The organism is Paenibacillus sp. LPE1-1-1.1, assembly GCF_040676435.1.
Lineage (GTDB): Bacteria > Bacillota > Bacilli > Paenibacillales > Paenibacillaceae > Pristimantibacillus.
In genome coordinates this window covers 1,014,528-1,037,988 of the sequence record NZ_JBEGHY010000023.1, presented here as the reverse complement: position 1 = coordinate 1,037,988, position 23,461 = coordinate 1,014,528, and the positions used below count along the sequence as shown (strand labels likewise).

Genomic DNA, 23,461 nt, shown 5'->3' with positions numbered 1-23,461 from the left:
CAACTATGCCAACAGTCGCATTTTATACGCTGGGCTGCAAAGTTAACTTCTATGACACAGAAGCGATATGGCAGCTATTCAAAAATGAAGGTTATGAGCAGGTCGATTTTGAAGCGACCGCGGATGTATATTTGATCAATACCTGTACGGTAACGAATACGGGTGACAAGAAGAGCCGTCAAATTATTAGACGGGCTGTCCGCCGCAATCCGGATGCCGTCATTGCGGTGACGGGCTGTTACGCTCAGACGTCCCCAGCTGAAATTATGGCCATCGAAGGCGTGGATCTCGTAATCGGAACGCAGGACCGCGAGAAAATTATGACCTTCGTCAATCAAATCCAAGATGACCGCAAGCCGGTTAACGCAGTACGCAACATTATGAAGACCCGTGATTTCGAGGAGCTGGATGTTCCGGATTTCTCAGAACGCACACGGGCCTTCTTAAAAATCCAAGAGGGCTGCAACAACTTCTGCACGTTCTGCATCATTCCTTGGTCACGCGGGCTCTCGCGCAGCCGTGCGCCGCAAAGCGTATTGGAGCAGGCGAAGCAGCTGGTTGCTTCCGGCTATAAAGAAATCGTATTGACCGGTATCCATACCGGCGGCTATGGCGATGATATGGAAAACTACAATTTGACAAGCTTGCTGTGGGATTTGGATAAGGTAGAGGGGCTTGAGCGGATTCGCATCAGCTCGATCGAGGCCAGCCAAATCGACGACGCTATGATCGATGTTCTAAACCGTTCCAGCAAAATGTGCCGACATCTGCATATTCCGTTGCAAGCCGGCGAGGATTCCGTTTTGAAACGGATGCGCCGGAAGTACACGACAGCAGAGTTTGCCGCAAAAATTAAAAGGCTGCATGAAGCGATGCCCGGCGTAGCCATAACGACGGATGTCATTGTCGGATTCCCAGGCGAAACGGAAGAAATGTTCGAAGAAGGCTTCCGATTCATGGAAGACCTGAAGTTTGCCGAAATGCATGTGTTCCCTTATTCGAAGCGTACAGGTACGCCTGCTGCGCGGATGGATGAACAGGTGGATGACGAAGTGAAAAACGAACGCGTTCACAAGCTGATCGACTTGTCCGAGAAAATGCAGCTCGCGTATGCGAAGCAATACGTTGGCCAAGTATTGGATGTCATTCCAGAGCGTGATTATAAAGGCGCGCCGGGAACAGGGCTTGTGATGGGCTATACGGACAACTACATTCAAGTTGTTTTCGACGGCACGGAAGAGCTGATCGGCAAGCTGTGCCGTGTCAAAATTACGGAAGCCGGAGTCAACGAATGCCGTGCAAAGCTCGTCCGGGTGATGGATGCAATGCCGGCAACGTCAGGCGAAGCGGAGCAGCACAGCTTTGTACTCGAGCGTCCGGAAGCTATGAGAGCGTAGATTCATCTAAAACGTAACAAATGCGGGGATTCCTTTGTTCATCGATTCCTTTTTTGGGGATTCGATGGAGGAATCCTTTGCTGCATATACTATTCATTTAATGCTGCAAGGGGGAAACGGACATGAAGGAAATTTCAGCAGGCGGTGTCGTGTATCGCCGCACCGGGGAAGGAAAGCTGCAAATTCAGCTCATTCAGGATCGATACGGCAAAGTTTCTCTGCCCAAAGGCAAGATGGAGGCCGGCGAAACCATTGAGCAAACCGCATTGCGGGAGATCGTTGAAGAAACAGGTCTTGAAGGCGTAATCATCGCTCCGATTGACCAAATCAAATATCAATACGAGCATGATGCGCATGGAATCGTCGATAAAGAGGTTCATTATTATTTGGTTGAGGCGGTAGGCGGCTCCCTGCAAGCGCAGGTAGAGGAAATCAGAGGTGTCGATTGGTTTGAACCGCAAGAGGCTTGGAAGCGTCAAAAGCAATCCGGCTACGACAACAATCACCGTATCGTAGCAGGAGCTTTTCAACTGCTGGGACTTCAAACGGATTAGTGTTTTAGGATTGGATCGAGCTTCCGAAATACCCGAAGGTAGCAGAAGGGGAGCGCAATCAAGGAGCTTAGGATGTTGAATATCGTTTGGGTATGGGCGATTTGTCCAGAAGTCGATGAGGAAATCCATGCTGAGAGGTTCGCCAGCTCGCCGATAAACGGCATGAACAGCAAGGCGCCTCCTGCATTTAGGATGACATGCGACAAAGCCACGTATTGACCAGCCTTCGATCCCCCAATCGAAGCGAGAATTGCCGTGGCGCAGGTGCCGATATTAGCGCCTAGCACGACTGCGATTCCAACCTCGATCGGCATTGCTCCGAGCGATACGAAGCCCATGATAATCCCGATAACGGCTGCGCTGCTATGCACGGCTGCGGTAAGTAGAGCACCTGCTGCAAGTCCCCACCATAGGCTGTCATCCGCTTTGTCCAGAAACCATGCAAACATCGTGCTTTCTTGAACGGCCGGTCCTACGCCCTGCATCATCGCCATTCCAGTCAAGAGGAGCGAGAAGCCGCACAAAACGACCGAGGAAGACCGAACCGAATGGATCCAACCGGCGCTGCGTATAGCCGGAAATAGCCTAATCTCGCCTAACAGTGCCGTTGCAAGCCATAGTCCAATGGAGACGATCAGCAAAGGCAAGGCTAGTTTATTTAAATTTAAACCGATTAATTCGGTCGTAATGCATGTACCGATATTGGTTCCGAGAATGATGCCAAGGGTACGCGGAAATGTCAGCAGTCGGGCATTGACCATGCCAATGGCAATAACGGTGACTGCCGTGCTGCTTTGCAGGAAAGCGGTAGTTGCCGTTCCGATTGCTAGCCCGTGAATTGGAGTAGCCGTTGACCTTTCAAGGATTCGGGTCAGATAAGGGCCTCCCAATCGATGCAGCGCAAGCTCCATCAGCTTCATGCCGCACATGAATACAGAGAAGCCGAGCAGCATGGGAATGAGAATGGATTGAACCATTTGATATCTCCTTATTGTTGATTTCGTGTTTTGTTTTGTAGATATACATATGCTGCTTGAAAGACAAGCATGACAAGCAAGTCCACTTGAGGGGAAGCGAGATAAACGTGAGCAATTCAAAAATATATCTTCAAAAAGCCAGAAAGAAAAGATTGGAGCAGGGTCATCCTTGGGTGTACGCTACTGAAATCGATCGCTTGGAAGGCGAGGCTAACCCTGGCGACTTGGTCGATGTGGTTAACCATCAAGGACGTTATTTGGCCACGGGCTATTGGAATCCGAAATCCCAGATCACCGTTAGAATCGTTTCTTATGAGCCGATTGCCGAAATGGATGCCGATTTCTTCCGCGGCAGGCTTCGTCATTGCAAGGAGCACCGCAGCCGCTTTGTTCCGGATGCCGATTGCCGCCTCGTATACGGGGAAGCGGATTTTCTGCCAGGTCTCGTCGTTGACCGGTTCAATAACGTGCTGGTGCTGCAGCTTTTGACACTTGGAATGGATATTAGAAGAGAAGCATTGATTGAAGCATTGGTTGACGTATTTCAGCCACAGGGTATTTATGAGCGAAGCGATGTCGGCGTGCGCGTGCTTGAGGGGCTGGAGGAGTGCACGGGTACGCTGTACGGGGAGTGCCCGCCTATTCTTGAGATCGAAGAAAATGGCTTGAAGCTGGAGGTCGATATCGTAGAAGGCCAGAAAACAGGCTACTTTTTCGACCAACGCGAAAATAGGGCTGCAATCGCGCCGCTTATGACAGGCTGGGGTGGACGAAGCGGAATCCGGTTGGTAGACCGTGAAGCAGCAGAGTCGGGCCGTATCGAAGCAGCAGGAAATACGCATAACCATTCTGCTCTATCAGCAGATCAGGTTCCTGTAAACGCAAACGGAAAAATCGTGACGTTTCCCTACTGGGACGGTGCTTCCGTGCTCGAGTGTTTCGCGCATACGGGCAGCTTCACGCTCCATGCCTGCAAATACGGTGCCAAGAAGGTAACCTGCCTGGATGTCTCGGAGCATGCGATTGAAACAGCGAAGCGCAATGTCTCACGGAACGGTTTTTCGGAGCGGGTCGAATTTGTTGTCGCCGATGCTTTCGAGTATTTGCGTGCCCAGGTGAAAGGCATTGAGCATAAAAAGCAGCGCGGTCTCGGAGGCGTCGATACCTCTAAGAAACTGGAAGGCGCTGCGGGTAGGACATGGGATGTCGTTATTCTGGATCCTCCCGCATTCGCGAAGACCAAAAGCGCCGTCCCTGGCGCATGTCGCGGCTACAAGGACATTAATTTGCAGGGGCTAAAGCTGGTGAACGAGGGCGGATATCTTGTAACGGCAAGCTGTTCCTACCACATGCGTCCCGAACTGTTTCTGGAAACGATCCAGGAGGCAGCAGCGGATGCAGGAAAGCTTCTCAGATTAGTGGAGTGGCGTGCAGCAGGCAAGGACCATCCGCAGCTGCTGGGAGTGAACGAGGGCCATTACTTGAAATTCGCGATTTTTGAAGTGAGAAGCAAATAATCGCGTGATATCGAAAAGACGGGAGAGCTGCATATGACGCTTCGCTTTGTCATCGGGCGTTCGGGATCCGGTAAAACATCCTATTGCCTGAATGAAATAAGAGAGCAGCTGCAACGGGAGCCGGACGGACCGCCGCTTATTATGCTGGTTCCGGAGCAAGCTACCTTCCAGACGGAATATGCTTTGCTGCAAAATGGCGATCTAAACGGCACGATTAGGGCACAGGCGCTTAGCTTTCGGCGCCTGGCTTTCCGGGTTATGCAGGAAACCGGCGGAACTGCGCTTGTTCCGATCGGCGATACGGGGAAGCATATGCTTCTCTATAAGATCGTTCATCGGTTAGGACAGCAGCTGGAGCTGTTTCAAAGCGGCGCAGAGCAGCCGGGCTTCATCGATAGGCTTGCCGAGCTGTTAACCGAGTGGAAACGGTATGGGGTGGATTCGGAGCTTTTGCAAGGCATGCAGGACGCTGCGTCGTCAGGCGCTGAGCACTCTAGCTTATTGAAGCGCAAGCTGCATGATTTGCAGCTAATTTACCATCAGATGGAACAGGAACTCGCGGGCTTGTATATCGACGCCGAGGATTATTTGCGTTATCTGAAAAACGGTTTTGCTGACGCAGACGCTATGCGCGGCGCGCAGATCTGGGTGGACGGGTTTTATGGCTTTACCCCTACCGAGTATGAAGCCTTAGGCGCGTTAATCGCATCCTCCGCTCAGGTAACAGTTACGCTGACGCTTAACCGTCCTTACGGATTAGGCGAGCAGCCGCATGAGCTCGAGCTGTTTCATCCTACGGCTGAAACTTACAATACGTTAATGGCGCTGGCTTCCGCATCCAACGTTGATGCAGAAGAGCCGATTATGTTGGGCGAGAATCCGCCTATCCGCTTTAAGGGCAGTCCGATGCTTGCGCACTTGGAGAAGCATTTTAGCGAGCGGATTCCGATGCTGCTCTCGGATAAAAAGGTGCTGGAGTGCGAGGATTTGCGCTGCGGGGTATCGCTGCATGCCGCAGCGAACCGGCGGGCCGAGGTTGAGGCTGTCGCCCGCGATATTGTCCGCAGGGCGAGAGGGGAAGAACTTCGCTGGCGGGATATCGCCGTGATGGTCCGGAATGCGGAGGATTATACCGATTACATCGGGCTTGTATTCGCGGATTACGGGATTCCCTATTTTGTCGATCAGAAGGAAAAAGCAGTTCATCATCCCCTAGTAGAGTTTATCCGGTCCGCGCTGGAGACGGTATTGTTTGGCTGGCGGTATGATGCGGTTTTTCGCTGCGTAAAAACCGAAATGCTGTTCCCGATGGATGGCAGCCTGCTTAGGGAATGGTTTGACCTGCTGGAGAATTATGCGCTGGCAGCTGGCATCGACGGCTGGAAATGGCTGGATGACAAGCGCTGGCATCCATTAGTTCCCTTATCGTTGGAAGACGATGAGGACATGGAGACCAAAATCAGTGACAAGGCTCAGCGGGAATTTGATATCGTGCTGGCTGCCAAAGAGGCTGTTGTGCCTCCGCTGCGCCGATTCGGAGAAGCATTGAAGAAGGCGAATAACGTGCAAGAAATGTGCGAAGCGTTATATCGCCTGCTTGACCATTCTGATGCAGCGGATCGGCTGGAGCGTTGGGGCATTCAGGATATCCAAGCCGGCAAGACGCAGCGGGCGAGAAGCCATAGGCAGCTTTGGGACAGCGTAATGCAGCTGCTCGATCAATTAGTGGAACTTGCAGGACAAGAAGCCGTTTCGCCAGAGCTGTTCGCGGGCATGGTCGAAGCGGGATTAGACAGTTTGAAGCTTGCTGCCGTCCCTCCCGCGCTCGATCAGGTGCTGATCGGGAGCATGGATCGGACGAGGTCTGGCCATGTGAAGGTATGCTACGTGCTCGGCGCAAATGACGGCGTTATGCCGATGCGCGTGAAGGAGGACGGCATTCTGACCGAGGCGGAACGGGATCGGCTCGCAGAGGACGGTATTGCCATGGCTCCGGGGGTTCGACGTCGATTGCTCGATGAGCGTTTTATGATTTATAACGCCTTGACGACCCCCAGCCGTCATTTATGGCTCAGCTGGGCACAGGCGGATGAGGAAGGGAAGAGTTTGCTTCCATCGGAGATCGTGCGCCATGTTCGTCAGCTTTTCCCCGGCATTCTAGTGCAAAGCATCGCGGCAGAGCCTTCTCCAAACCTCCCTCTCGCGGAGCAAAGGAAGTTCGTGTCGCAGCCGCAGCGAACATTGTCTTACTTGATCGGCGCAATTCGAAAATGGCAGCAAGGAGCGGATATCGCCCCTTTTTGGTGGGATTTGTACAATTGGTATGCGATCCGGCCGGAATGGCAGTTAAAGCTCCAGCTCCTCGCAGGCTCCTTGACCTTTGAGAACAAGGCGCAATTTCTTTCGCGGGAAACGGCCCGGGAGCTTTACGGCGCGCGTTTACAAGTCAGCGTCTCCCGGATGGAGCGGTTCGTTTCCTGTCCGTTTCAGCATTTTGCGATTCATGGCTTGAAGCTCAGGGAGAGAAAGCTCTACCGTCTCGAAGCTCCGGACGTAGGCCAGCTGTTTCATGCGGCGCTCAGCAAGCTGGCGACAGGGCTAGGAGGCGGCTGGGGCAAAGCATCGGAAGCGGAGCTGAAGGCAATCGTCTCGGAAACCGTTGATGAACTGGCACCAAGGCTGCAATCTCAAATACTTCTAAGCAGCGGCCGGTTTAAATACATCGCGCGCAAACTGAAAGAAATCGTGGGACAAGCAGCATTGATGCTGGGCGAACACGCGAGGAGAGCACAATTCCAGCCCGTGGGGACGGAGGTCGATTTTGGCCCCAACGGAACGCTGCCCTCCCTGCGAATTCCGCTTGTAAATGGCGGCGAAATTGAAATTATCGGGAGAATTGACCGTGTTGACGCAGCGGAGACAGAGGAAGGACTGCTGCTGCGCGTGCTTGATTACAAATCGAGCGCGACACATCTTAGACTCGAGGAGGTCGCAAACGGCCTGTCGCTGCAGATGCTAACCTATCTCGATGTCTTGGTGACCTATGGACAGGAATGGCTGGGACAGCCTGCTTCTCCGGCCGGGGTTCTTTATTTTCACGTGCATAATCCCATTATGGCGCTGACTAACGGTATTAGCCCCGTTGATGCGAATGACAGGCTGCTAAAACGCTTCAAAATGCGCGGGCTCGTAACGGCTGACCCGGAAACGGTGAGGCTGATGGATGATGAATTGGAAACCGGCTATTCAGAGCTTCTTCCGGTTGCGTTGAAGCGCGACGGAAGCTTTTACAGCAGCTCCTCCGTTGTTACCAATGAGCAATGGGACGTGCTTCGGCATTCTGTCAGAAATACGATAAGCCGCATAGGAAGCGCGATCCAGGCGGGCGATGTATCTATTGAGCCTTATCGCATGGGGACAAAGACGCCTTGCCAGTATTGCGATTACAAAGCGGTCTGCCAGTTCGATGCCCAGTTCGAAGGAAACGAATACAGGAAGCTGAGCAAGTCTTCGAAGGAAGAGATATGGCAGCAGCTAGAGGGGGAGTAAGAGAAGATGCACACAGCGAAGGATTCTCCAAAGCCGGAAAACAGCACGTGGACGGATGATCAATGGGACGCCATCGTTACGAGCGGCTCGAATATCCTTGTTGCTGCTGCCGCCGGCTCTGGCAAAACCGCGGTGCTTGTTGAACGGATTATTCGCAAAATATCCGCGTTTACCGATGTCGACCGACTGCTCGTAGCCACCTTTACGAAGGCGGCGGCAGCGGAGATGAAGGACCGGATTCGGCTTGCGCTCGAGCAAGAGCTCGAGCGAAACCCGGACTCCGAGCATTTGCGCCGTCAGCTGGCTTTGATGAACAGAGCCTCCATTACGACGCTCCATTCTTTTTGCATGGACGTCATACGCCGCTATTATCCGCTGATCGGTCTAGATCCCGGTTTCCGGATTGCGAACGAGACTGAAAGCGAGCTTATGCGTCTTGATGTACTCGACCAGCTGTTTGAGCAAAAATACGAAGGGGCCGGTGATAACGGCGCGTTTCTCCGATTAGCTGACCGATATGGCGGAGAGCGCGGCGATGAGCCCCTTTACAGGTTGGTTCAGCAATTATTCGATTTTGCGCAAAGCCATCCTTGGCCGGAGCATTGGCTGCGGGAAACAGCCGAAGCATTTAACGTTGCCGATGTCACGGACTTGCAAAACAGCAAATGGGTAGCCAGCCTGAAAAACGATATTCAGCTTGCCCTTGAAGGCGCAGGCTCGCTGCTGCATCAAGCATTGGAGCTTACGCGGCAGCCGGCCGGGCCTGCGCCTTATGCGGCTGCTTTTGATGAGGATTTGCAGATCATCGGCGGTCTTGCCGAAATGATCCATACGATGCCTTGGGAAACGTGGATTGAGCCGTTCCAAATGATCCAATTCGGGAAGCTCAAAGCGATGCGCGGCGATGAATATGACAAATCGCTGCAGGAGCAGGCGAAAGAACTTCGCGACCAAGCGAAAAAGCTGATCACCTCGCTTGCCGAGGAGCTTTTTGGCCGGACGCCCGAACAATTTTTGACGGAGCTGCAGGATTTGGCACCGTTGATGCGGGCGCTGGCAGAGCTGGTCATTGAATTCGGCCAAGGCTACGAAGCGGCCAAACGGGCAAAAGGAATGCTGGATTTCGGCGACCTGGAGCATTATTGCTTACGTATTCTTAGAGATCCTTCGTCTACTCCGGAGCAGATGCTGCCTTCGATTGCGGCAATTGAATTCCAGCAGCAATTTGATGAGATCCTGCTTGATGAATATCAGGATACAAATATGGTTCAGGAAGCAATCGTCTCGTTAATCGAGCGGCCGGGCGCGGGCAACCGCTTCATGGTCGGCGACGTGAAGCAAAGCATTTATGGCTTCCGGCTGGCTGAGCCTAAGCTTTTTTTGCAAAAGTACAAGTCATACCTTTCCCGCCATGATGCGGGCAAGCGGTCAGATTCTGACACCGCGAGAGGCCTGCGTATCGATCTAGCAAGAAACTTCCGCAGCCGCGAGGAGGTCGTGGATGGCGTAAACGATGTATTCCGCGCGATTATGCGCGAGAATGTCGCAGAGATGGATTACGACGAACGCGCAGAGCTTGTGTGCGGGGCAGCCTATCCTGTGCCTGTGCCGGAAGACCGTTTCCGGGTGGAGTTTGCCGTGTTGAATAAATCGGATTCGGATGACGAAGAGACTGAAGGACCCGAGAATACGGAGGTATCCGATTTGTCCGATGAAGGCGAGCAGAGCGAAAGCGCTGCGTCAGGCGAGTCGGTATCGGAGCTTAAGACCGCCCAGCTTGAGGCGCGTTGGATCGGGCAGCAGTTAAAATCTCTTATCGAGAGCGGTTTTCAGGTTTACGACGGGAAACGGCGGGAGAATAGGCCGATGCAGTGGAGAGATGTCGTTATCCTGCTGCGCGCGACACAGCAATGGGCCCCGATCATCATTGAGGAGCTTCAAGGAAGCGGCATTCCGGCGTATGCGGAGCTCAGCAGCGGCTACTTTGAGGCGACGGAAGTCGAGACGGTGCTTTCCATGCTGAGAGTCATCGATAATCCGTATCAGGATATTCCGCTGGCTGCTGCCTTGCGGTCACCGTTATTTTCGTTAAACGCGGAGGAATTAGCCCGCATTCGCATTCACGCGTCGAAATCGACGTATTATGATGCCGTTCTTCATGCGGCGGGAGATTTGCTGGTCGACCAGGAAACCCGCAGTAAACTTTCCTTGTTTCTTTACAGCCTGGACCGCTGGCGGGAGGAGGCAAGGCAAGGATCGCTTGCCGATTTGCTGTGGGAGATTTACCGTGAAACAGGCTATTACGATTTCGTTGGAGGTTTGCCGGGCGGTACGCAGCGGCAGGCGAATTTGCGCGCCCTGCATGATCGTGCGCGCCAATATGAGGCGACATCCTTCCGCGGATTATTTCGTTTTCTGAGATTTATCGAACGCATGCGGGATAGCGGCGGCGATTTGGGGACGGCAAGAGCGCTCGGCGAGCAGGAGGATGTCGTACGCATCATGTCTATTCATAAAAGCAAAGGACTTGAATTTCCGGTTGTGTTCGTTGCAGGCTTAGGCAAGCTGTTTAACCAGCAGGATGTGCGCAGCGTCTTTCTGAAGCATAAGGAGCTTGGATTCGGCCCTCGTTTTGTTGATCCGGCGCTGCGCATCAGTTATCCGACATTGCCCTATCTGGCTATCCGCCGTGCGATGCGCAAGGAAATGCTCGCAGAGGAAATGCGGATTCTATACGTTGCTTTGACCCGGCCAAAAGAGAAAATGTATCTTGTCGCGACAGTATCGGACGCGGAGACGAAACTCAAGCGCTGGCTTGCTGCCGTAGATGCTAACGGAAATCTCCCGGATTTCAGAGTGGCGGCGGCTCGCTCCTTTATCGATTGGCTGGGGCCTTTGGCAGCCCGGCAAATGGAAGACAGGCAGCGGGCAGCCAGCAACGCCCCGCAATGGCAAGCAGGGATTGTTCCTGCTGCCCTATTCGGTACGGAGGCCGCGGCTGCGACCGAAGCGCTTAACCAGCAGGACCAAGCGAAGGAAGATAGGCTGCAGGCTGTAGCCACGCTTTCCTTGCTGGAAGACATTGAAGAGGATACCGAGCTTCGCGCGCGGCTGGAATGGCAATATCCGCATCAGGAAGCCGCAGTGCTTGCAGCTAAAACATCGGTAACCGAAATGAAAAGACTTTATTCCGATATCATGGAGGATGCCGTTCCGCTTGAAGATCCAAGTGGAAGGGATGCAGCGGGCAAGGAAGCAGTCCCAGAGGCGCCAGAAGCGTCTTATACATTCCGGATGAGACGACCGGCCTTCATGGAGGAAAAGTCGCTTACCGCCGCGGAGAAGGGCTCTGTGAATCATTTGCTGATGCAGCATGTACCCTTGGAAGGTTCCGCCGATGAAACAACGCTGAAGAATACGCTGGATAGCATGATTGAGCGGCGGCTCTTGACGGCTAAGCAATCGGAAGCGATTGATCTGCCGGCTGTCGCAGCCTTTTTCCAAAGCGGGCTTGGCCGGCGTCTGCTGGCGGCCGGATGGGTGAGAAGAGAGGTTCCTTTCAGCTGTATGTTTCCAGCAAGCCGCGTTTATCCAAAGTCGGAGGGTTTGCTTGCAATGGAATCGATTTTGATTCAAGGCGTAATCGACTGCTTGTTTGAGGATGCGGCTGGCGTCGTATTGCTGGATTACAAGACCGACCGCATCTATAAGGAGCAATGGGAGCAGGCCGCTGAACGTCATCGCTTCCAGCTGGAGCTTTATGCAGAGGCCATCGAATCCGTGCTTGGGCGAAAAGTGGATGAATGCCATGTCTTTTTCTTCGATGGCGGGCAATCGGTACAGCTAAATAAAGAAAATTAAAAATAGAAGGAGGACGCGAAGTTGGAACCACAGAAAACGGGCAAGCGCTCTATCGCGTTGCCCATTACACTCGTTATTCTCGTATTCAGCTTAATCGGCAACGTATTTTTGTACTCCCAATTTTTGCAGCACAAACAGGAGAATAACTACGAGAAAGGCCAGCGGATATTTGCGGCGGCTATCGGGTCGCAGCAGTATGCCAAGGAAATGCAGCCGCTTCTCGAAGCTTTGCTTGCAAGCAAATCCATGGCAGATCGACTGGGGATGCAGTTCGATGCGGGCAAGGCGACTGCGCAAGGCCAGGCACTGAACGAACTGGCAAAAGAAGCAGCGAGCCTATCCGCCCAACCTGAAAAATGGAATGAAAAGCTTCCTGCAAATTTCGTCGGCGGCGTAGAAACGGGTTTGCAAGAGATTGGCCTTTACGAGGGTCCGTTGAACGAAGCCGATCGGGCTTACCTTACCGAACTCAAAGATTCGTTCGAAAAAATTTCAAGCATATTAAACGGTTTTAACTCAAATATCGGCGAAAGCCGCATTGCGATTATCCGATTGTCCAGCGGACTTGATTGGATTGAACTAGCAGAGCAGCTGCAGGACCTGATGACGGAAAAATCAGCTAACTAGCTGCGCAGAACTGCCGAAGACGCGTAAGCTTATGCAGTAGCCAAATGCCTACCTGAGAATAAGATATACAAACAGGAGGCTGATACGATGGAACCCACCCTAGTGGACCAGGAGCAAATGAAGCAATGGTGCGAGCATCATATGCATCGCTATGTTCTAGCGCAAACACATGACGGATGGTGCGCAGACGGTTTTCTAGAGTATATGGATGATGAAATATTGTGTATCGCAGTGCCTTGCGGCTCGGATGAAGGGGATAATCGCGCCTTTCTTCCCTATTCGCCGTTTGGTTATCCGATTTATCCTTACCCTTATTATCCGCGCAGGCGTTTTATACGCCAGATATTTCCTCTAGGTGCGCTGCTGGCTTTGTCTCTGCTGCCTTATTACTAAAACATGCACCGAAGAAGGCGGGAGGAATTCGAATTCCTGCCGCCGTTTTTTTGGGGGATTGGACGAGCACACGGAATTTCGGTATGATAAGGAAAGGTTAATGAACAGGAGGTGAACCATATGGACTGTATTTTTTGCAAAATAATTGAAGGCGCCATTCCGTCGAAGAAGGTATTTGAAAACGACAGAATTATTGCCTTTCACGACATACAGCCAGCTGCTCCTGTACATATTCTTATCATTCCGAAGAAACATATTCCAACGATGAACGACGTAACGGATGAGGATGCGCAGGTTGTTGCCGAGCTGTTTGCCGTTGCCCGCGAGATTGCGAAGGAGCAAGGGATCGCGGAGTCTGGATACCGTCTAGTCAACAATGTAAACGCCGATGGAGGGCAGGTAGTTTACCATTTGCATATCCATCTCTTGGGCGGAACAAAACTTTCTCCGCTGCTTGCAGATATATGAAGTTGACACTGCCTTTTGGTTTGACATATAATGAAATTTGATAAACCGTGTTATAGCTCTGGACGGTCTGTTTCGGAGGGAGGGAAAACTGGTGTCTGAAACTAAAGTTCGCAAAAACGAAACTATTGATGCTGCGCTTCGCCGCTTTAAACGTTCCATCGCTAAAGATGGAGTTCTAGCTGAGGTGAAAAAACGCAAGCATTATGAAAAGCCAAGTGTGAAGCGCAAGAAAAAGTCTGAGGCTGCGCGCAAGAGAAAGTTTTAGGAGGATCCTTCCATAATGAACCTGAGCGAAAGATTGACCGACGATATGAAGCAAGCCATGAAGAATCAGGACAAGTTTAAACTTTCCGTAATTCGTATGATGCGCGCGTCAGTGAAAAACTTGGAAATCGATCTCAAGCGTCCTTTGGACGATAACGAAGTGCTTGATATATTGAGTCGTGAAATCAAACAACGTAAAGATTCCCTCCAAGAATTTAAAAAAGCCAGCCGTGATGATTTAGTAGCGGGTCTTGAGGTCGAAATTGAAATTATTAGTCAATACCTTCCCGAACAGCTGACTGAAGAAGAGATTCAAGAGATAGTAACGCAGACCATCCATGAACTCGGTGCTTCTTCCAAAGCCGATATGGGAAAAGTTATGAGTGCCCTTTTGCCTAAAACAAAAGGACGCGCTGACGGTAAACTAGTAAATCAGCTCGTACAGCAACATCTCAACTAACTAAACATTCGGACTCACAAAACACCCCCTAACAGGGGTGTTTTTTTGTGCGGCTTCTGCACAAATGGTATAATTTTGAAAACGTGAAAACGCCAAACGAAACTTTCCGACGGGGTACACGTAGTAGGGAGCAACACAAAAAAAGGGAGGAACCTTCTTGCATACGAACCGATGGCGAAGAAGCTTATCCGTCACTCCTATTGCATGGCTTGCGCTCATTTTTTTGGTGACGCTTGCAGGATTATTCGGGTCACCGATCGATCGGGCGAAGGCCGCGGACGAGATTGGTCCCGCCGTATATGTGATTCCCGTGAAACAAACGGTTGAATCGGGTCTTCAATCATTTTTGGAGAGAGCGTATGGGGAAGCGGAAGAAGCAAAAGCGGAGCATGTCATTCTTGTCATAAATACGCTGGGCGGCAAAGTGGTTAACGCAGAGCAGATTGGCCATTTTATCCGGGAGAATAAAATACCGACAACGGCTTTCGTGGAAGGTAAAGCGGTATCGGCAGGAACTTACATTGCGCTGAATGCGGATAACATCGTCATGCAGCCTGGCAGCACCATCGGTGCAGCTGCGGTAGTAGACGGATCAGGTGATTTAATCGACAATCCGAAGACGGTTTCCTTTTGGACTTCCGAAATGAGCGAGTCGGCAGGCTTGCACGGACGCGATAAAAGCATTGCCGCAGCGATGGTTGATCCGAATGTCGTGTTGGAATTGAAAGACAAGATCGGCAGGGATAAGCAGAAAGGGGACATTCTTTCGCTTACCGCGTCTGAAGCCGAGAAGCTTGGTTATTCGGAGCATACTGCCTCAAACGTAGACGAGGTGGTCAAATGGCTTGGCCTGGAAGGACGGACGCAAATCGAAGTTGAACCCACGCTTGCGGAAAATGCGGCAAGATGGCTAATTAATCCGGTTGTCATGACGGTACTGCTTATTCTGGGCATCGCAGGCATCGTTATTGAGATGTTGGTTCCGGGTTTTGGCGCTCCGGGGATTATCGGACTAATCTCGTTTGGCTTGTATTTCTTCGGTCACTACGTAGCCGGCTTTGCCGGAATGGAATCGGTCGTTCTCTTTATTATCGGGATAGCGCTGCTTGTGATCGAGGTATTTGTGCCCAGCTTTGGGATCCTCGGCATACTCGGAAGCGCGGCGTTGATCGCAGGCGTGGTCACGGCGGCATCCGATCCCATGACGGCATTCATCTCCATCGTTATTGCGCTAGTTGCCGCGATTATTTTGATCGTTATATTCGTGCGAATGAATAAATCGAGAGGAATATGGAATAAATTTATTTTGCGCGACAAGCTGACAACGGAGCAAGGCTTCGTATCCGCAGAGCTTAAAGATTCATTGCTGGGGCTCGAAGGAACGACGATAACCCCGTTGAGGCCGGCGGGAACCGTAATTTTAGGAGATAAACGAATTGACGTCGTGACCTCCGGCGAGTTTATTGACGCGAATCGCGTAGTTACGGTAATAAAGGCGGAAGGTACCTGGGTCGTGGTCAAAGAAGTGACTAAATAAATTAACCATTTGGAGGTTTGAGACAATGGATCCTATCGTTTCATTTTTAATTATAGCTGTCGTTGTTATTATCGTGCTGTCCGTATTTCTTAGCTTCTTTCCGATTATGCTCTGGATTTCGGCATTGGCATCGGGAGTAAGGGTCGGCATTATTACGCTTGTAGCAATGCGGTTGCGCCGAGTCGTACCTAGCAGAATCGTCAATCCGTTAATTAAAGCGACAAAAGCAGGTCTTGGGCTTAACATTAACCAGTTGGAAAGCCACTTCCTGGCAGGAGGAAATGTCGATCGCGTCGTTAATGCTTTGATTGCCGCTCAGCGAGCGAATATTCCTCTTATTTTTGAACGTGCAGCGGCGATCGATCTGGCTGGACGCGACGTGCTTCAAGCGGTTCAAATGAGCGTAAATCCGAGAGTCATTGAAACGCCGATCGTTGCGGCCGTAGCGAAGGACGGCATCGAGGTAAAGGTAAAGGCGCGCGTTACGGTTCGTGCGAATATCGATCGACTTGTCGGTGGTGCGGGCGAAGAGACCATTATTGCACGTGTCGGCGAGGGTATTGTTACGACGGTAGGTTCGGCTAATTCTCACAAAGATGTGTTGGAGAATCCGGATATGATTTCCCGCACGGTGCTTGGTAAGGGGCTCGACGCCGGAACGGCGTTCGAAATCCTATCTATCGACATCGCGGATGTGGATGTAGGCAAAAACATCGGCGCCCATCTTCAAACGGAGCAGGCGGAAGCGGATAAAAAAATCGCCCAGGCGAAAGCGGAAGAGCGCCGCGCGATGGCCGTAGCCCAAGAGCAGGAGATGAAAGCCAAGGTTGTGGAAATGGAAGCGCGGGTCGTTGAGTCGGAATCGCAGGTTCCGCTTGCCATGGCGGAGGCGCTCAGGAGCGGCAAAATTGGCGTGATGGACTATTTGAACTTGAAAAACGTAGAGGCTGATACGCAAATGCGCAGCTCTATCGGCAAGCAGGAAGGCCCGACTGATCCGAAAGACGGCCGCTGATACGAACACTAATCTCATGGCTTTGGCAGCGTGAATGCGTCTTGGAGGTGAAGGCAAATTGAGGATCATAGAGTTTTTGCTGAACAACATATTTATCGTTGTCATTATCGTCGGGGCACTCGCATCCCTATTCCGGAAATCAGGACCGAAAAATAAGCCTGGACGCATGCCGGACTTTGGCGGGGGAGGTTTGCCGCGAACCTTGTATCCGCAAGAGGGGCGCGCTGAGCAGGAAGATCGCGAACGTCCGGCTGGACCTGCCGGACAGACTCTCTACCGCTCGCAAACGGAAACTAAGCGCGAGGATTTTGAAAAGCTGAATGCAACGACAGAAACGGAGAAGCATGCTGAGAGCCCGCTGATGGCGTCTCTGCATCAGGCGCTGCAATCGGCGGCCACAAACAAGGCTTTAGTGTCTGGCGCCGCAGAACGCAAATCTGCAAGTGAGCGTACCGAAACAAACGGTACCCGCTCGCAGGATTTGCGCAGAGCGGTAATATGGGCTGAAATTTTAGGTCCGCCCCGCTCAAAAAAACCATTTCGGAAATAACCATTAGACCGTCGAAGCTTATGCTTCGGCGGTTTTTTTATTTTATAGCCATATTTATCTGGTTCATCGCATATTTTGGTACAGTACATGAAAAAAGCCCTTCGCTTGCTTAATTTCAAATCGGCTGCCTCAGCCAAACCCAAGGTTAACGCTTACGAAGCAGGTTTGATCACAAACCTTAAGGAGGCTAAGATTCGCACATGCGCCGTATAAAAAAGAAATTTCGCAAAGTGACAGCAGAGCTGCTTGATATGCCGCATGATGTCGTCTTTGATTTGCCTCGCCTGACGATGATCGGAGACCGGCAATTATATATCGAAAACCATCGGGGCGTCGTGCATTTTTCAAGCGAGCGCCTTAGGTTGGCATTAAGCAAAGGACAACTGGAAGTAACGGGCAGCTCGCTAGTCATCCGCACGATTTGGACCGAGGAAGTATTTGTGGAAGGACAAATAACGAACATTGAGCTCATACCCTGACAAAGAAAAATGAATAAGGGTCGGGCCAGCAAAACGTAATGGAGGGGAACGGATTGAGCGGACAAGGGGCGAAATGGATAAAAGGAATGGTTACCGTTCAAATCAGGGGAGGACAAGCGGAGCAGCTCGTCAACCGCGCGCTTGCCGGCGGTCTGCAGCTGTCTTCTATTCGTTGGACAAGCAGCGGCTTGCTTGAGTTTGAGCTGTCGGTCAGCGACTTTTTCGGCCTTCGTCCTTATTTAAAGGAGACAGGCTGCCGCATACATGTTACGAAGCGGAAGGGGCTGCCGTTTCTGCTGGTAAAGGCTGAGCGCCGAAAGCTTTTTGCAGGCGGGATCGTCTTGTTTTTTGCGATCATTTTTATGCTTTCCTCTTTGGTTTGGAACATCGAAGTGCGGGGCAACGTCAAGCTGACGGAGGATCAGGTCAGGCAGGCCGCGAAAGAGGAAGGCTTGTATCCTATGCAGTGGTCTTTCCGGCTTACCGACGCAGATGTACTGTCCAAGCAGCTTGTTCGCAAGCTTCCCGGGTCAACATGGGTAGGCGTCGAGAAAAAAGGCACCAAGGTTATAATCCAGGTCGTTGAGTCAACGATTCCCGAGCAAGCGTCATTGAACACGCCACGCCATCTTGTCGCTGCGGCCGATGCTGTCGTTACGGAAGTCATCGCTGAAGCGGGAAGGCCTGTCGTACGGAAAAATACACGGGTGAAAAAGGATCAAATCCTAATTTCGGGAACGATCGGCGGGGAAGAAAATTCACGCACCGTCGTCGCCAAGGGCAGCGTTCGCGGTCTCGTCTGGTACGAATATGAAATTGCTTCGCCGCTGGTGCAGCAGATTAAAGTATACACGGGAGAAAAAAAGACAAAATGGTTCGCTGTCATCGGCTCAAGAGCGCTGCAGGTCAGCGGTTACGGAAAGGATGGATACAGCGCCTCGGAAGCGATTCGTCACGAGGAGAAGGTTGCGTGGCGCAACTGGACCTTACCTATTGGCAGGATGAAGGAAACCGTCATGGAGACGCGCTTGGAGAACAGGGAATTGACGGAGGAGGAAGCAAAGAGCGCGGGAATCCTGCAGGCAAAAGCTAACGTCCTCCTTAAGGCGGGCAGCGATGCGGTTATCCGGGATGAAATTGTTTTGCATGAAAAGGCGGACAATGGTAAAGTTTATATGAAAGTTCTTTTTGAGGTCGAGCAATCTATCGTTAAAGAAATGCCACTAGTCCAGATGCAGGGAGAATGAGGATTGTTGCAAATTGAAACGAAAGTAATAAGAATACCGCTCGGTAACGCGGCGGAAGGACTCGCGGTTTTCGGACCGCAGGACAATTATTTACGTCTAGTACAAGCGCAGGTGGAATCTTCAGTTACTTCGCGCGAAGCGGAAATTGTCATTTCGGGACCCTCGGACGAGGTTGATTCGCTTGAGCAGCTTTTCAATGTGCTCTTAGAGCTTGTTCGCGGCGGCTACAAGCCATCGGAGCGGGATGTTGCCTATGCGCTGGAGCTCGCGAGATCCATGCAGGCAGAAGAACTGCTAGACTTATTTAAGAAAGAAATCACGACAACCTACCGCGGTAAGCCGATCCGCGTAAAGACGATCGGTCAGCGTCATTACGTGAAGACGATCCGCAAACGGGATATCGTATTCGGGATAGGACCAGCCGGAACCGGTAAAACATATTTGGCAGTCGTACTTGCCGTAGCGGCATTGAAGGAAGGCTCTGTTAAGCGGATTGTCTTGACAAGACCGGCAGTGGAGGCAGGAGAAAACCTCGGATTTTTGCCAGGCGATTTGCAAGAGAAGGTAGATCCGTATTTGCGCCCGCTTTACGATGCTTTGCATGATGTGCTAGGGCCGGATCAGACGGTTAAAGCGTTGGAACGCGGCATGATCGAAATCGCGCCGCTTGCTTATATGCGGGGTCGTACGCTGGACGATGCGTTCATTATTTTGGACGAAGCGCAAAATACGACGCCCGAGCAAATGAAAATGTTTCTGACTAGGCTTGGCTTTGGCTCCAAAATGGTCATTACAGGCGACGTTACTCAAATCGACTTGCCTAGAGGCAAAAACTCAGGCCTGATCGAAGCTCAGCGTATTTTGAAGGACATAGAGGAAATCGGAATTATCCTTTTCTCCGAGCAGGATGTCGTTCGTCATTCGTTAGTTCAAAAGATTATTGTTGCCTATAACTGGGATGCTGAAAACAAAGCCTAGAAAGGAATGTCTGCTGCATGAACCAAAACCAGACCGGGAAACAGGGAAATTTACTGCCATCTAAGACGGCGGGTTGGAAGCAGAGTGCAGCCGTTCGCTGGGTGCTGATGTTGATGTTTGTGCTGCTGTTCTATTTCAGCTTAGCTTCGCATCTCGTTCCCGAGACCTACGACATTGAGGAGGGCGCCGTAAGCGAGAAGGATATTAAGGCGCCCTTCCAAATCAAAGACGAGAAAGCGACACGCCAAGCGGAAGAGGATGCTGCTGAAAAAGTCGATGTTATTTACTCCATCGTGCCCTTGCGCAACGAGGTGCTGGTGGATCAAATTTTTGTTCGGATCGAGCAATTGAATTTGGACGACCAAGTAACCCTGCAAAATAAAATTGATATCTACCGCAATGAAATACCGGGACGCTATGCGGAATATATCGACACCTTTGTTAAGCTTAACAAGGGCAGAGGCACCTACAACGACACTCTCCTTGAGGAAATGTCGCTGGTCGCGAAAGAACAGGAATACACCATTCCGGAAGAAACCTTTTACAAAATGCCTAACCTATCAGCCGAAACCTTAACCGAGATGCGCGACGTAGCTCGGGATATTGTGCGTAAGCTGACGGTCGAGCAGCTTCGTGAAGCCGAAACAGCGCGGACGCAGGTGGCGGAGCTCGTGAATGCAAGCTCGCTTTCAAGCCGGACGAGCAGGGAAATCGTGCAGGAGCTGGCAAGGTTCGCTATCATGCCGAATAAATTTTTGGACAAAGCAGCGACAGACGAGGCAATGGTGCAAGCCAAACAAAATACGCCTCCTGTCGTTATCAAAGAGGGCGAGCTGATCGTAAAACGGGGTCAGACGATTACGCCCGATTTATATAAGCTCCTTGTAGATTCCTCGCTGCTTCAGGATAAGAAGAACTACTGGCCGCAGCTTGGGCTATTGATTATGTCCGTGATGTTTATCGTCGTGCTCTATGCGTATCTACATCAGTCAGGGAGCATAAATGGAGTCAAGCCCAAATACAACAATGCATCGCTACTGATGCTTTGGTTAATTTTCCTGATCAATATCATAACGATTCAAATTATCTCCTTGACGCAGACAGACGCGGCTCCTTATGCAGGCTATTTGGCGCCTGCCGCGCTTGGAACCATGCTGATTACACTATTGCTTGATATGCATCTAGCCATGATCAGCTCCATTCTATTTGCGATAATGGGAAGTGTAATCTTAAACACGGGCCAGCATCAAATCTTCGACTTTCAGTATGGCTTTGTCATCATTGTCGTCTCGTTTGCCGCGATTTTCTCCATTCACCGGGCGAGTCAACGGTCGACGATTTTAAAAGCAGGCATTATGGTCAGCTTGTTTGGCTCATTATCCGTTCTAACGATATTGCTGCTATCCGAGCAGCTTGAGCGCGCACCGTTTATGTATTCGGTTGCCTTTGCTTTCGCTAGCGGCTTAATTACGGCTGTGCTCGTCATCGGCTTGATGCCGTTTTTCGAAATTACATTCGGTATATTATCCGCGCTGAAGCTCGTAGAGCTCTCCAATCCGAATCATCCCTTGCTGCGCAAGCTGCTTACGGAAACGCCAGGCACCTACCATCACAGCGTGATGGTCGGCAATTTGTCCGAGGCGGCGGCCGAAGCCATCGGCGCGGACGGCTTATTATGCCGAGTCGGTTCGTTTTATCATGATATCGGAAAGACGAAGCGGCCGAATTATTTTATCGAAAATCAGTCCAATATTGAAAATCCCCACGATACGATTGATCCGAAGCTAAGCAAATCAATTATCGTGGCTCATGCAAGAGACGGCGTAGACATGCTGAAGGGACATAATATTCCTAAGCCTATCCGCGATATTGCAGAGCAGCATCATGGGACGACATCGCTTAAGTTTTTTTATTACAAAGCGATAAAGCAGGCTGAAGAGCAGGGCGTTGAGCCGGCGTTCACGGAAGACGATTTCAGGTATCCCGGACCGAAGGCCCAGTCGAAGGAAGCGGCGGTTGTCGGTATAGCCGATTGCGTCGAAGCAGCGGTTAGAAGCCTTAGGAATCCAACCGTGGAGCAGGTTGAAGCGATGATTCACAAAATCATCAAAAGCAGGCTGGATGATAACCAATACAACGAATGCGATTTAACGTTGAAGGAACTGGATAAAATTGCGCAATCGCTTAAAGAAAGCGTAATTGGCATCTTCCATTCACGTATCGAATACCCGGATGATGTGAAAACAAAGGAGCGTTTGGCATGAGTTTACAACTCGATTGGAGCAATGATCAGGAAAAGCTGGAAATCCCGGAAGAATGGATTGTTACCTTGGAAAAGCTTTTGAAGCTGGCAGGTGAAGCGGAAGGCATTCTGGATGGCGAGGTTTCGTTAACGTTCACTAACGATGATGAGATTCACAAGTTAAACCGGGAATACCGGGGAATCGATCGCCCGACGGATGTTTTGTCTTTCGCTATGCAGGAAGATGGCGTAGACGAGCTCGACATTATTTTCGAGGTTGAGCATGAAGAGGATGCCGATCCGATCTCGGGCATGCTGGGCGACATTATTATTAGCGTGGATACGGCGATTGCGCAAAGCGAAGAGTACGGTCATTCCTTGGAGCGTGAAATCGGATTTTTGTTCGTGCACGGTTTTCTGCATTTGATCGGTTATGATCATCAGGATGATGAGACCGAAGCGGAAATGACCGCAAAGCAGGAAGCGATTTTACAGCAGGTCGGCCTTACCCGTTAATGCGGAAGTTTATTGCAAGTTTCGCCGTAGCGGTCTCCGGAATCGGTTTTGCGCTCCGCACGCAAAGTCATATGCGGATTCATGCTTTCGCAGGATTGAGTGCGTGTGTTTTGGGATTAATCGTGTCGCTTAAGCCGCTTGAATGGGCTATTATTCTTTTGGCGATTGCAGTCGTAATGAGCGCTGAGATGATTAATACGGCTGTCGAGCAAGCAGTAAATCTTGCCAGCCCAAGCATTCATCCGGTAGCGAAAGTGGCAAAGGACGTTGCTGCCGGCGCGGTTTTAATCGCGGCAGCGGTTTCTGCGATTATAGGGCTGCTCATTCTTGGGCCGCCCTTATGGCGTTTGATCTTAGGATAAGAATAGAAACTTTGAGCAGGGGATGATTGGTATGGCATACGAAGGATTATCGGAATCATATTCGGCCTTGATGGATGCGGCCAAGGAAGCAATGTCCCGCGCTTACGTGCCGTATTCGAATTTCCAAGTTGGCGCTGCCCTTCTGGACGATGCGGGACAAGTTCATTTAGGATGCAATATTGAGAATGCAGCCTATAGTCCTACGAACTGCGCTGAGCGTACGGCTTTATTCAGCGCGATAGCCGGCGGGAAGCGTCCGGGTCAATTCAAGGCGATAGCCGTTATTGGCGATACTGAAGGACCAATCGCGCCATGCGGCGTTTGCCGTCAAGTTTTAGTTGAGCTGTGTGCGCCAGACATGCCTGTTATTATGGGCAATTTAAGCGGTCAGTGGACGATTTCGACCGTATCAGGCATATTGCCGGGTGCTTTCACGCCGGCTTCATTAGAAAATAGGGAGCGTTAAAT

At 51.2% G+C, this 23,461-nt stretch carries 21 protein-coding genes; 20 read left to right on the top strand and 1 reads right to left on the bottom strand.

Features of this window, described 5'->3' with window-relative positions; translation table 11 throughout:
* The first annotated feature begins 5 nt into the window (after positions 1 to 5).
* Both mtaB and MRBLPE1_RS21615 read left to right on the top strand, forming a co-directional pair.
* Complete coding sequence (gene mtaB, locus MRBLPE1_RS21620; protein WP_364149267.1) at positions 6 to 1,397, top strand: tRNA (N(6)-L-threonylcarbamoyladenosine(37)-C(2))-methylthiotransferase MtaB; 1,392 nt, start codon at positions 6 to 8, stop codon at positions 1,395 to 1,397.
* Positions 1,398 to 1,519: 122 nt separating this feature from the next.
* Positions 1,520 to 1,951, top strand: a complete 432-nt coding sequence (locus MRBLPE1_RS21615; RefSeq protein ID WP_364149266.1) for an NUDIX hydrolase — start codon at positions 1,520 to 1,522, stop codon at positions 1,949 to 1,951.
* On the opposite strand, the gene MRBLPE1_RS21610 is transcribed toward MRBLPE1_RS21615, so the two are convergent.
* Positions 1,948 to 2,928, bottom strand: coding sequence for a Na/Pi cotransporter family protein (locus MRBLPE1_RS21610; protein ID WP_364149265.1), 981 nt, complete (start codon positions 2,926 to 2,928; stop codon positions 1,948 to 1,950). The genes MRBLPE1_RS21615 and MRBLPE1_RS21610 overlap by 4 nt on opposite strands.
* A 107-nt stretch (positions 2,929 to 3,035) precedes the next feature.
* Between MRBLPE1_RS21610 and MRBLPE1_RS21605 the strand changes: the two genes are divergently transcribed.
* From MRBLPE1_RS21605 to cdd, 18 genes are all read left to right on the top strand, one after another.
* Complete coding sequence (locus MRBLPE1_RS21605; protein ID WP_364149263.1) at positions 3,036 to 4,445, top strand: class I SAM-dependent rRNA methyltransferase; 1,410 nt, start codon at positions 3,036 to 3,038, stop codon at positions 4,443 to 4,445.
* Between the two features lie 33 nt (positions 4,446 to 4,478).
* On the top strand, positions 4,479 to 7,994 hold the full coding sequence (addB, locus tag MRBLPE1_RS21600) for a helicase-exonuclease AddAB subunit AddB (RefSeq protein WP_364149261.1): 3,516 nt from the start codon (positions 4,479 to 4,481) through the stop codon (positions 7,992 to 7,994).
* A gap of 6 nt (positions 7,995 to 8,000) precedes the next feature.
* Positions 8,001 to 11,855 (top strand): helicase-exonuclease AddAB subunit AddA, encoded by a 3,855-nt coding sequence (gene addA / locus MRBLPE1_RS21595; RefSeq protein ID WP_364149259.1) that lies wholly within the window; start codon positions 8,001 to 8,003, stop codon positions 11,853 to 11,855.
* Positions 11,856 to 11,876: 21 nt separating this feature from the next.
* Complete coding sequence (locus tag MRBLPE1_RS21590; RefSeq protein ID WP_364149257.1) at positions 11,877 to 12,482, top strand: hypothetical protein; 606 nt, start codon at positions 11,877 to 11,879, stop codon at positions 12,480 to 12,482.
* 87 nt (positions 12,483 to 12,569) lie between these two features.
* Positions 12,570 to 12,875, top strand: a complete 306-nt coding sequence (locus MRBLPE1_RS21585) for a hypothetical protein (protein ID WP_364149256.1) — start codon at positions 12,570 to 12,572, stop codon at positions 12,873 to 12,875.
* 120 nt (positions 12,876 to 12,995) lie between these two features.
* Positions 12,996 to 13,343 (top strand): histidine triad nucleotide-binding protein, encoded by a 348-nt coding sequence (locus MRBLPE1_RS21580; protein WP_364149255.1) that lies wholly within the window; start codon positions 12,996 to 12,998, stop codon positions 13,341 to 13,343.
* Between the two features lie 91 nt (positions 13,344 to 13,434).
* Positions 13,435 to 13,608 (top strand): 30S ribosomal protein S21, encoded by a 174-nt coding sequence (gene rpsU, locus MRBLPE1_RS21575; protein WP_005547957.1) that lies wholly within the window; start codon positions 13,435 to 13,437, stop codon positions 13,606 to 13,608.
* Between the two features lie 15 nt (positions 13,609 to 13,623).
* Positions 13,624 to 14,067: a GatB/YqeY domain-containing protein gene (locus tag MRBLPE1_RS21570; RefSeq protein ID WP_139994357.1), complete on the top strand. Its 444-nt coding sequence runs from the start codon at positions 13,624 to 13,626 to the stop codon at positions 14,065 to 14,067.
* Positions 14,068 to 14,224: 157 nt separating this feature from the next.
* On the top strand, positions 14,225 to 15,604 hold the full coding sequence (locus MRBLPE1_RS21565; RefSeq protein WP_364149253.1) for an NfeD family protein: 1,380 nt from the start codon (positions 14,225 to 14,227) through the stop codon (positions 15,602 to 15,604).
* 25 nt (positions 15,605 to 15,629) lie between these two features.
* Positions 15,630 to 16,619: a flotillin-like protein FloA gene (floA, locus tag MRBLPE1_RS21560; protein ID WP_364149251.1), complete on the top strand. Its 990-nt coding sequence runs from the start codon at positions 15,630 to 15,632 to the stop codon at positions 16,617 to 16,619.
* A 58-nt stretch (positions 16,620 to 16,677) separates the two neighbouring features.
* Positions 16,678 to 17,169, top strand: coding sequence for a hypothetical protein (locus MRBLPE1_RS21555; protein ID WP_364149250.1), 492 nt, complete (start codon positions 16,678 to 16,680; stop codon positions 17,167 to 17,169).
* A gap of 200 nt (positions 17,170 to 17,369) precedes the next feature.
* Complete coding sequence (gene yqfC / locus MRBLPE1_RS21550) at positions 17,370 to 17,648, top strand: sporulation protein YqfC (RefSeq protein WP_364149248.1); 279 nt, start codon at positions 17,370 to 17,372, stop codon at positions 17,646 to 17,648.
* Between the two features lie 53 nt (positions 17,649 to 17,701).
* The gene (gene yqfD / locus MRBLPE1_RS21545; RefSeq protein WP_364149247.1) at positions 17,702 to 18,895 is read left to right on the top strand and encodes a sporulation protein YqfD; all 1,194 of its coding nucleotides are present in this window, start codon (positions 17,702 to 17,704) and stop codon (positions 18,893 to 18,895) included.
* Positions 18,896 to 18,901: 6 nt separating this feature from the next.
* A complete protein-coding gene (locus MRBLPE1_RS21540; RefSeq protein ID WP_364149771.1) occupies positions 18,902 to 19,873 on the top strand; it encodes a PhoH family protein in 972 nt (323 codons plus the stop codon).
* 17 nt (positions 19,874 to 19,890) lie between these two features.
* A complete protein-coding gene (locus MRBLPE1_RS21535; protein ID WP_364149246.1) occupies positions 19,891 to 22,137 on the top strand; it encodes an HD family phosphohydrolase in 2,247 nt (748 codons plus the stop codon).
* Entirely contained in the window at positions 22,134 to 22,631 is a 498-nt protein-coding gene (ybeY, locus tag MRBLPE1_RS21530) for an rRNA maturation RNase YbeY (protein WP_364149244.1), read from the top strand. The genes MRBLPE1_RS21535 and ybeY overlap by 4 nt, the downstream gene beginning before the upstream one ends.
* Positions 22,631 to 22,993, top strand: a complete 363-nt coding sequence (locus MRBLPE1_RS21525; protein WP_364149242.1) for a diacylglycerol kinase family protein — start codon at positions 22,631 to 22,633, stop codon at positions 22,991 to 22,993. Before ybeY ends, MRBLPE1_RS21525 begins: the two co-directional genes overlap by 1 nt.
* A gap of 31 nt (positions 22,994 to 23,024) precedes the next feature.
* Positions 23,025 to 23,459, top strand: a complete 435-nt coding sequence (gene cdd / locus MRBLPE1_RS21520) for a cytidine deaminase (RefSeq protein WP_364149240.1) — start codon at positions 23,025 to 23,027, stop codon at positions 23,457 to 23,459.
* Positions 23,460 to 23,461 lie beyond the last annotated feature (2 nt).

Bases quoted from the DNA above. Each gene is read 5' to 3' on its own strand.
- mtaB (WP_364149267.1), top strand. From the start codon at position 6: ATGCCAACAGTCGCATTTTATACGCTGGGCTGCAAAGTTAACTTCTAT.
- MRBLPE1_RS21615 (WP_364149266.1), top strand. From the start codon at position 1,520: ATGAAGGAAATTTCAGCAGGCGGTGTCGTGTATCGCCGCACCGGGGAA.
- MRBLPE1_RS21610 (WP_364149265.1), bottom strand. From the start codon at position 2,928: ATGGTTCAATCCATTCTCATTCCCATGCTGCTCGGCTTCTCTGTATTC.
- addB (WP_364149261.1), top strand. From the start codon at position 4,479: ATGACGCTTCGCTTTGTCATCGGGCGTTCGGGATCCGGTAAAACATCC.
- addA (WP_364149259.1), top strand. From the start codon at position 8,001: ATGCACACAGCGAAGGATTCTCCAAAGCCGGAAAACAGCACGTGGACG.
- MRBLPE1_RS21585 (WP_364149256.1), top strand. From the start codon at position 12,570: ATGGAACCCACCCTAGTGGACCAGGAGCAAATGAAGCAATGGTGCGAG.
- MRBLPE1_RS21580 (WP_364149255.1), top strand. From the start codon at position 12,996: ATGGACTGTATTTTTTGCAAAATAATTGAAGGCGCCATTCCGTCGAAG.
- MRBLPE1_RS21570 (WP_139994357.1), top strand. From the start codon at position 13,624: ATGAACCTGAGCGAAAGATTGACCGACGATATGAAGCAAGCCATGAAG.
- floA (WP_364149251.1), top strand. From the start codon at position 15,630: ATGGATCCTATCGTTTCATTTTTAATTATAGCTGTCGTTGTTATTATC.
- yqfC (WP_364149248.1), top strand. From the start codon at position 17,370: ATGCGCCGTATAAAAAAGAAATTTCGCAAAGTGACAGCAGAGCTGCTT.
- MRBLPE1_RS21535 (WP_364149246.1), top strand. From the start codon at position 19,891: ATGAACCAAAACCAGACCGGGAAACAGGGAAATTTACTGCCATCTAAG.
- ybeY (WP_364149244.1), top strand. From the start codon at position 22,134: ATGAGTTTACAACTCGATTGGAGCAATGATCAGGAAAAGCTGGAAATC.
- MRBLPE1_RS21525 (WP_364149242.1), top strand. From the start codon at position 22,631: ATGCGGAAGTTTATTGCAAGTTTCGCCGTAGCGGTCTCCGGAATCGGT.
- cdd (WP_364149240.1), top strand. From the start codon at position 23,025: ATGGCATACGAAGGATTATCGGAATCATATTCGGCCTTGATGGATGCG.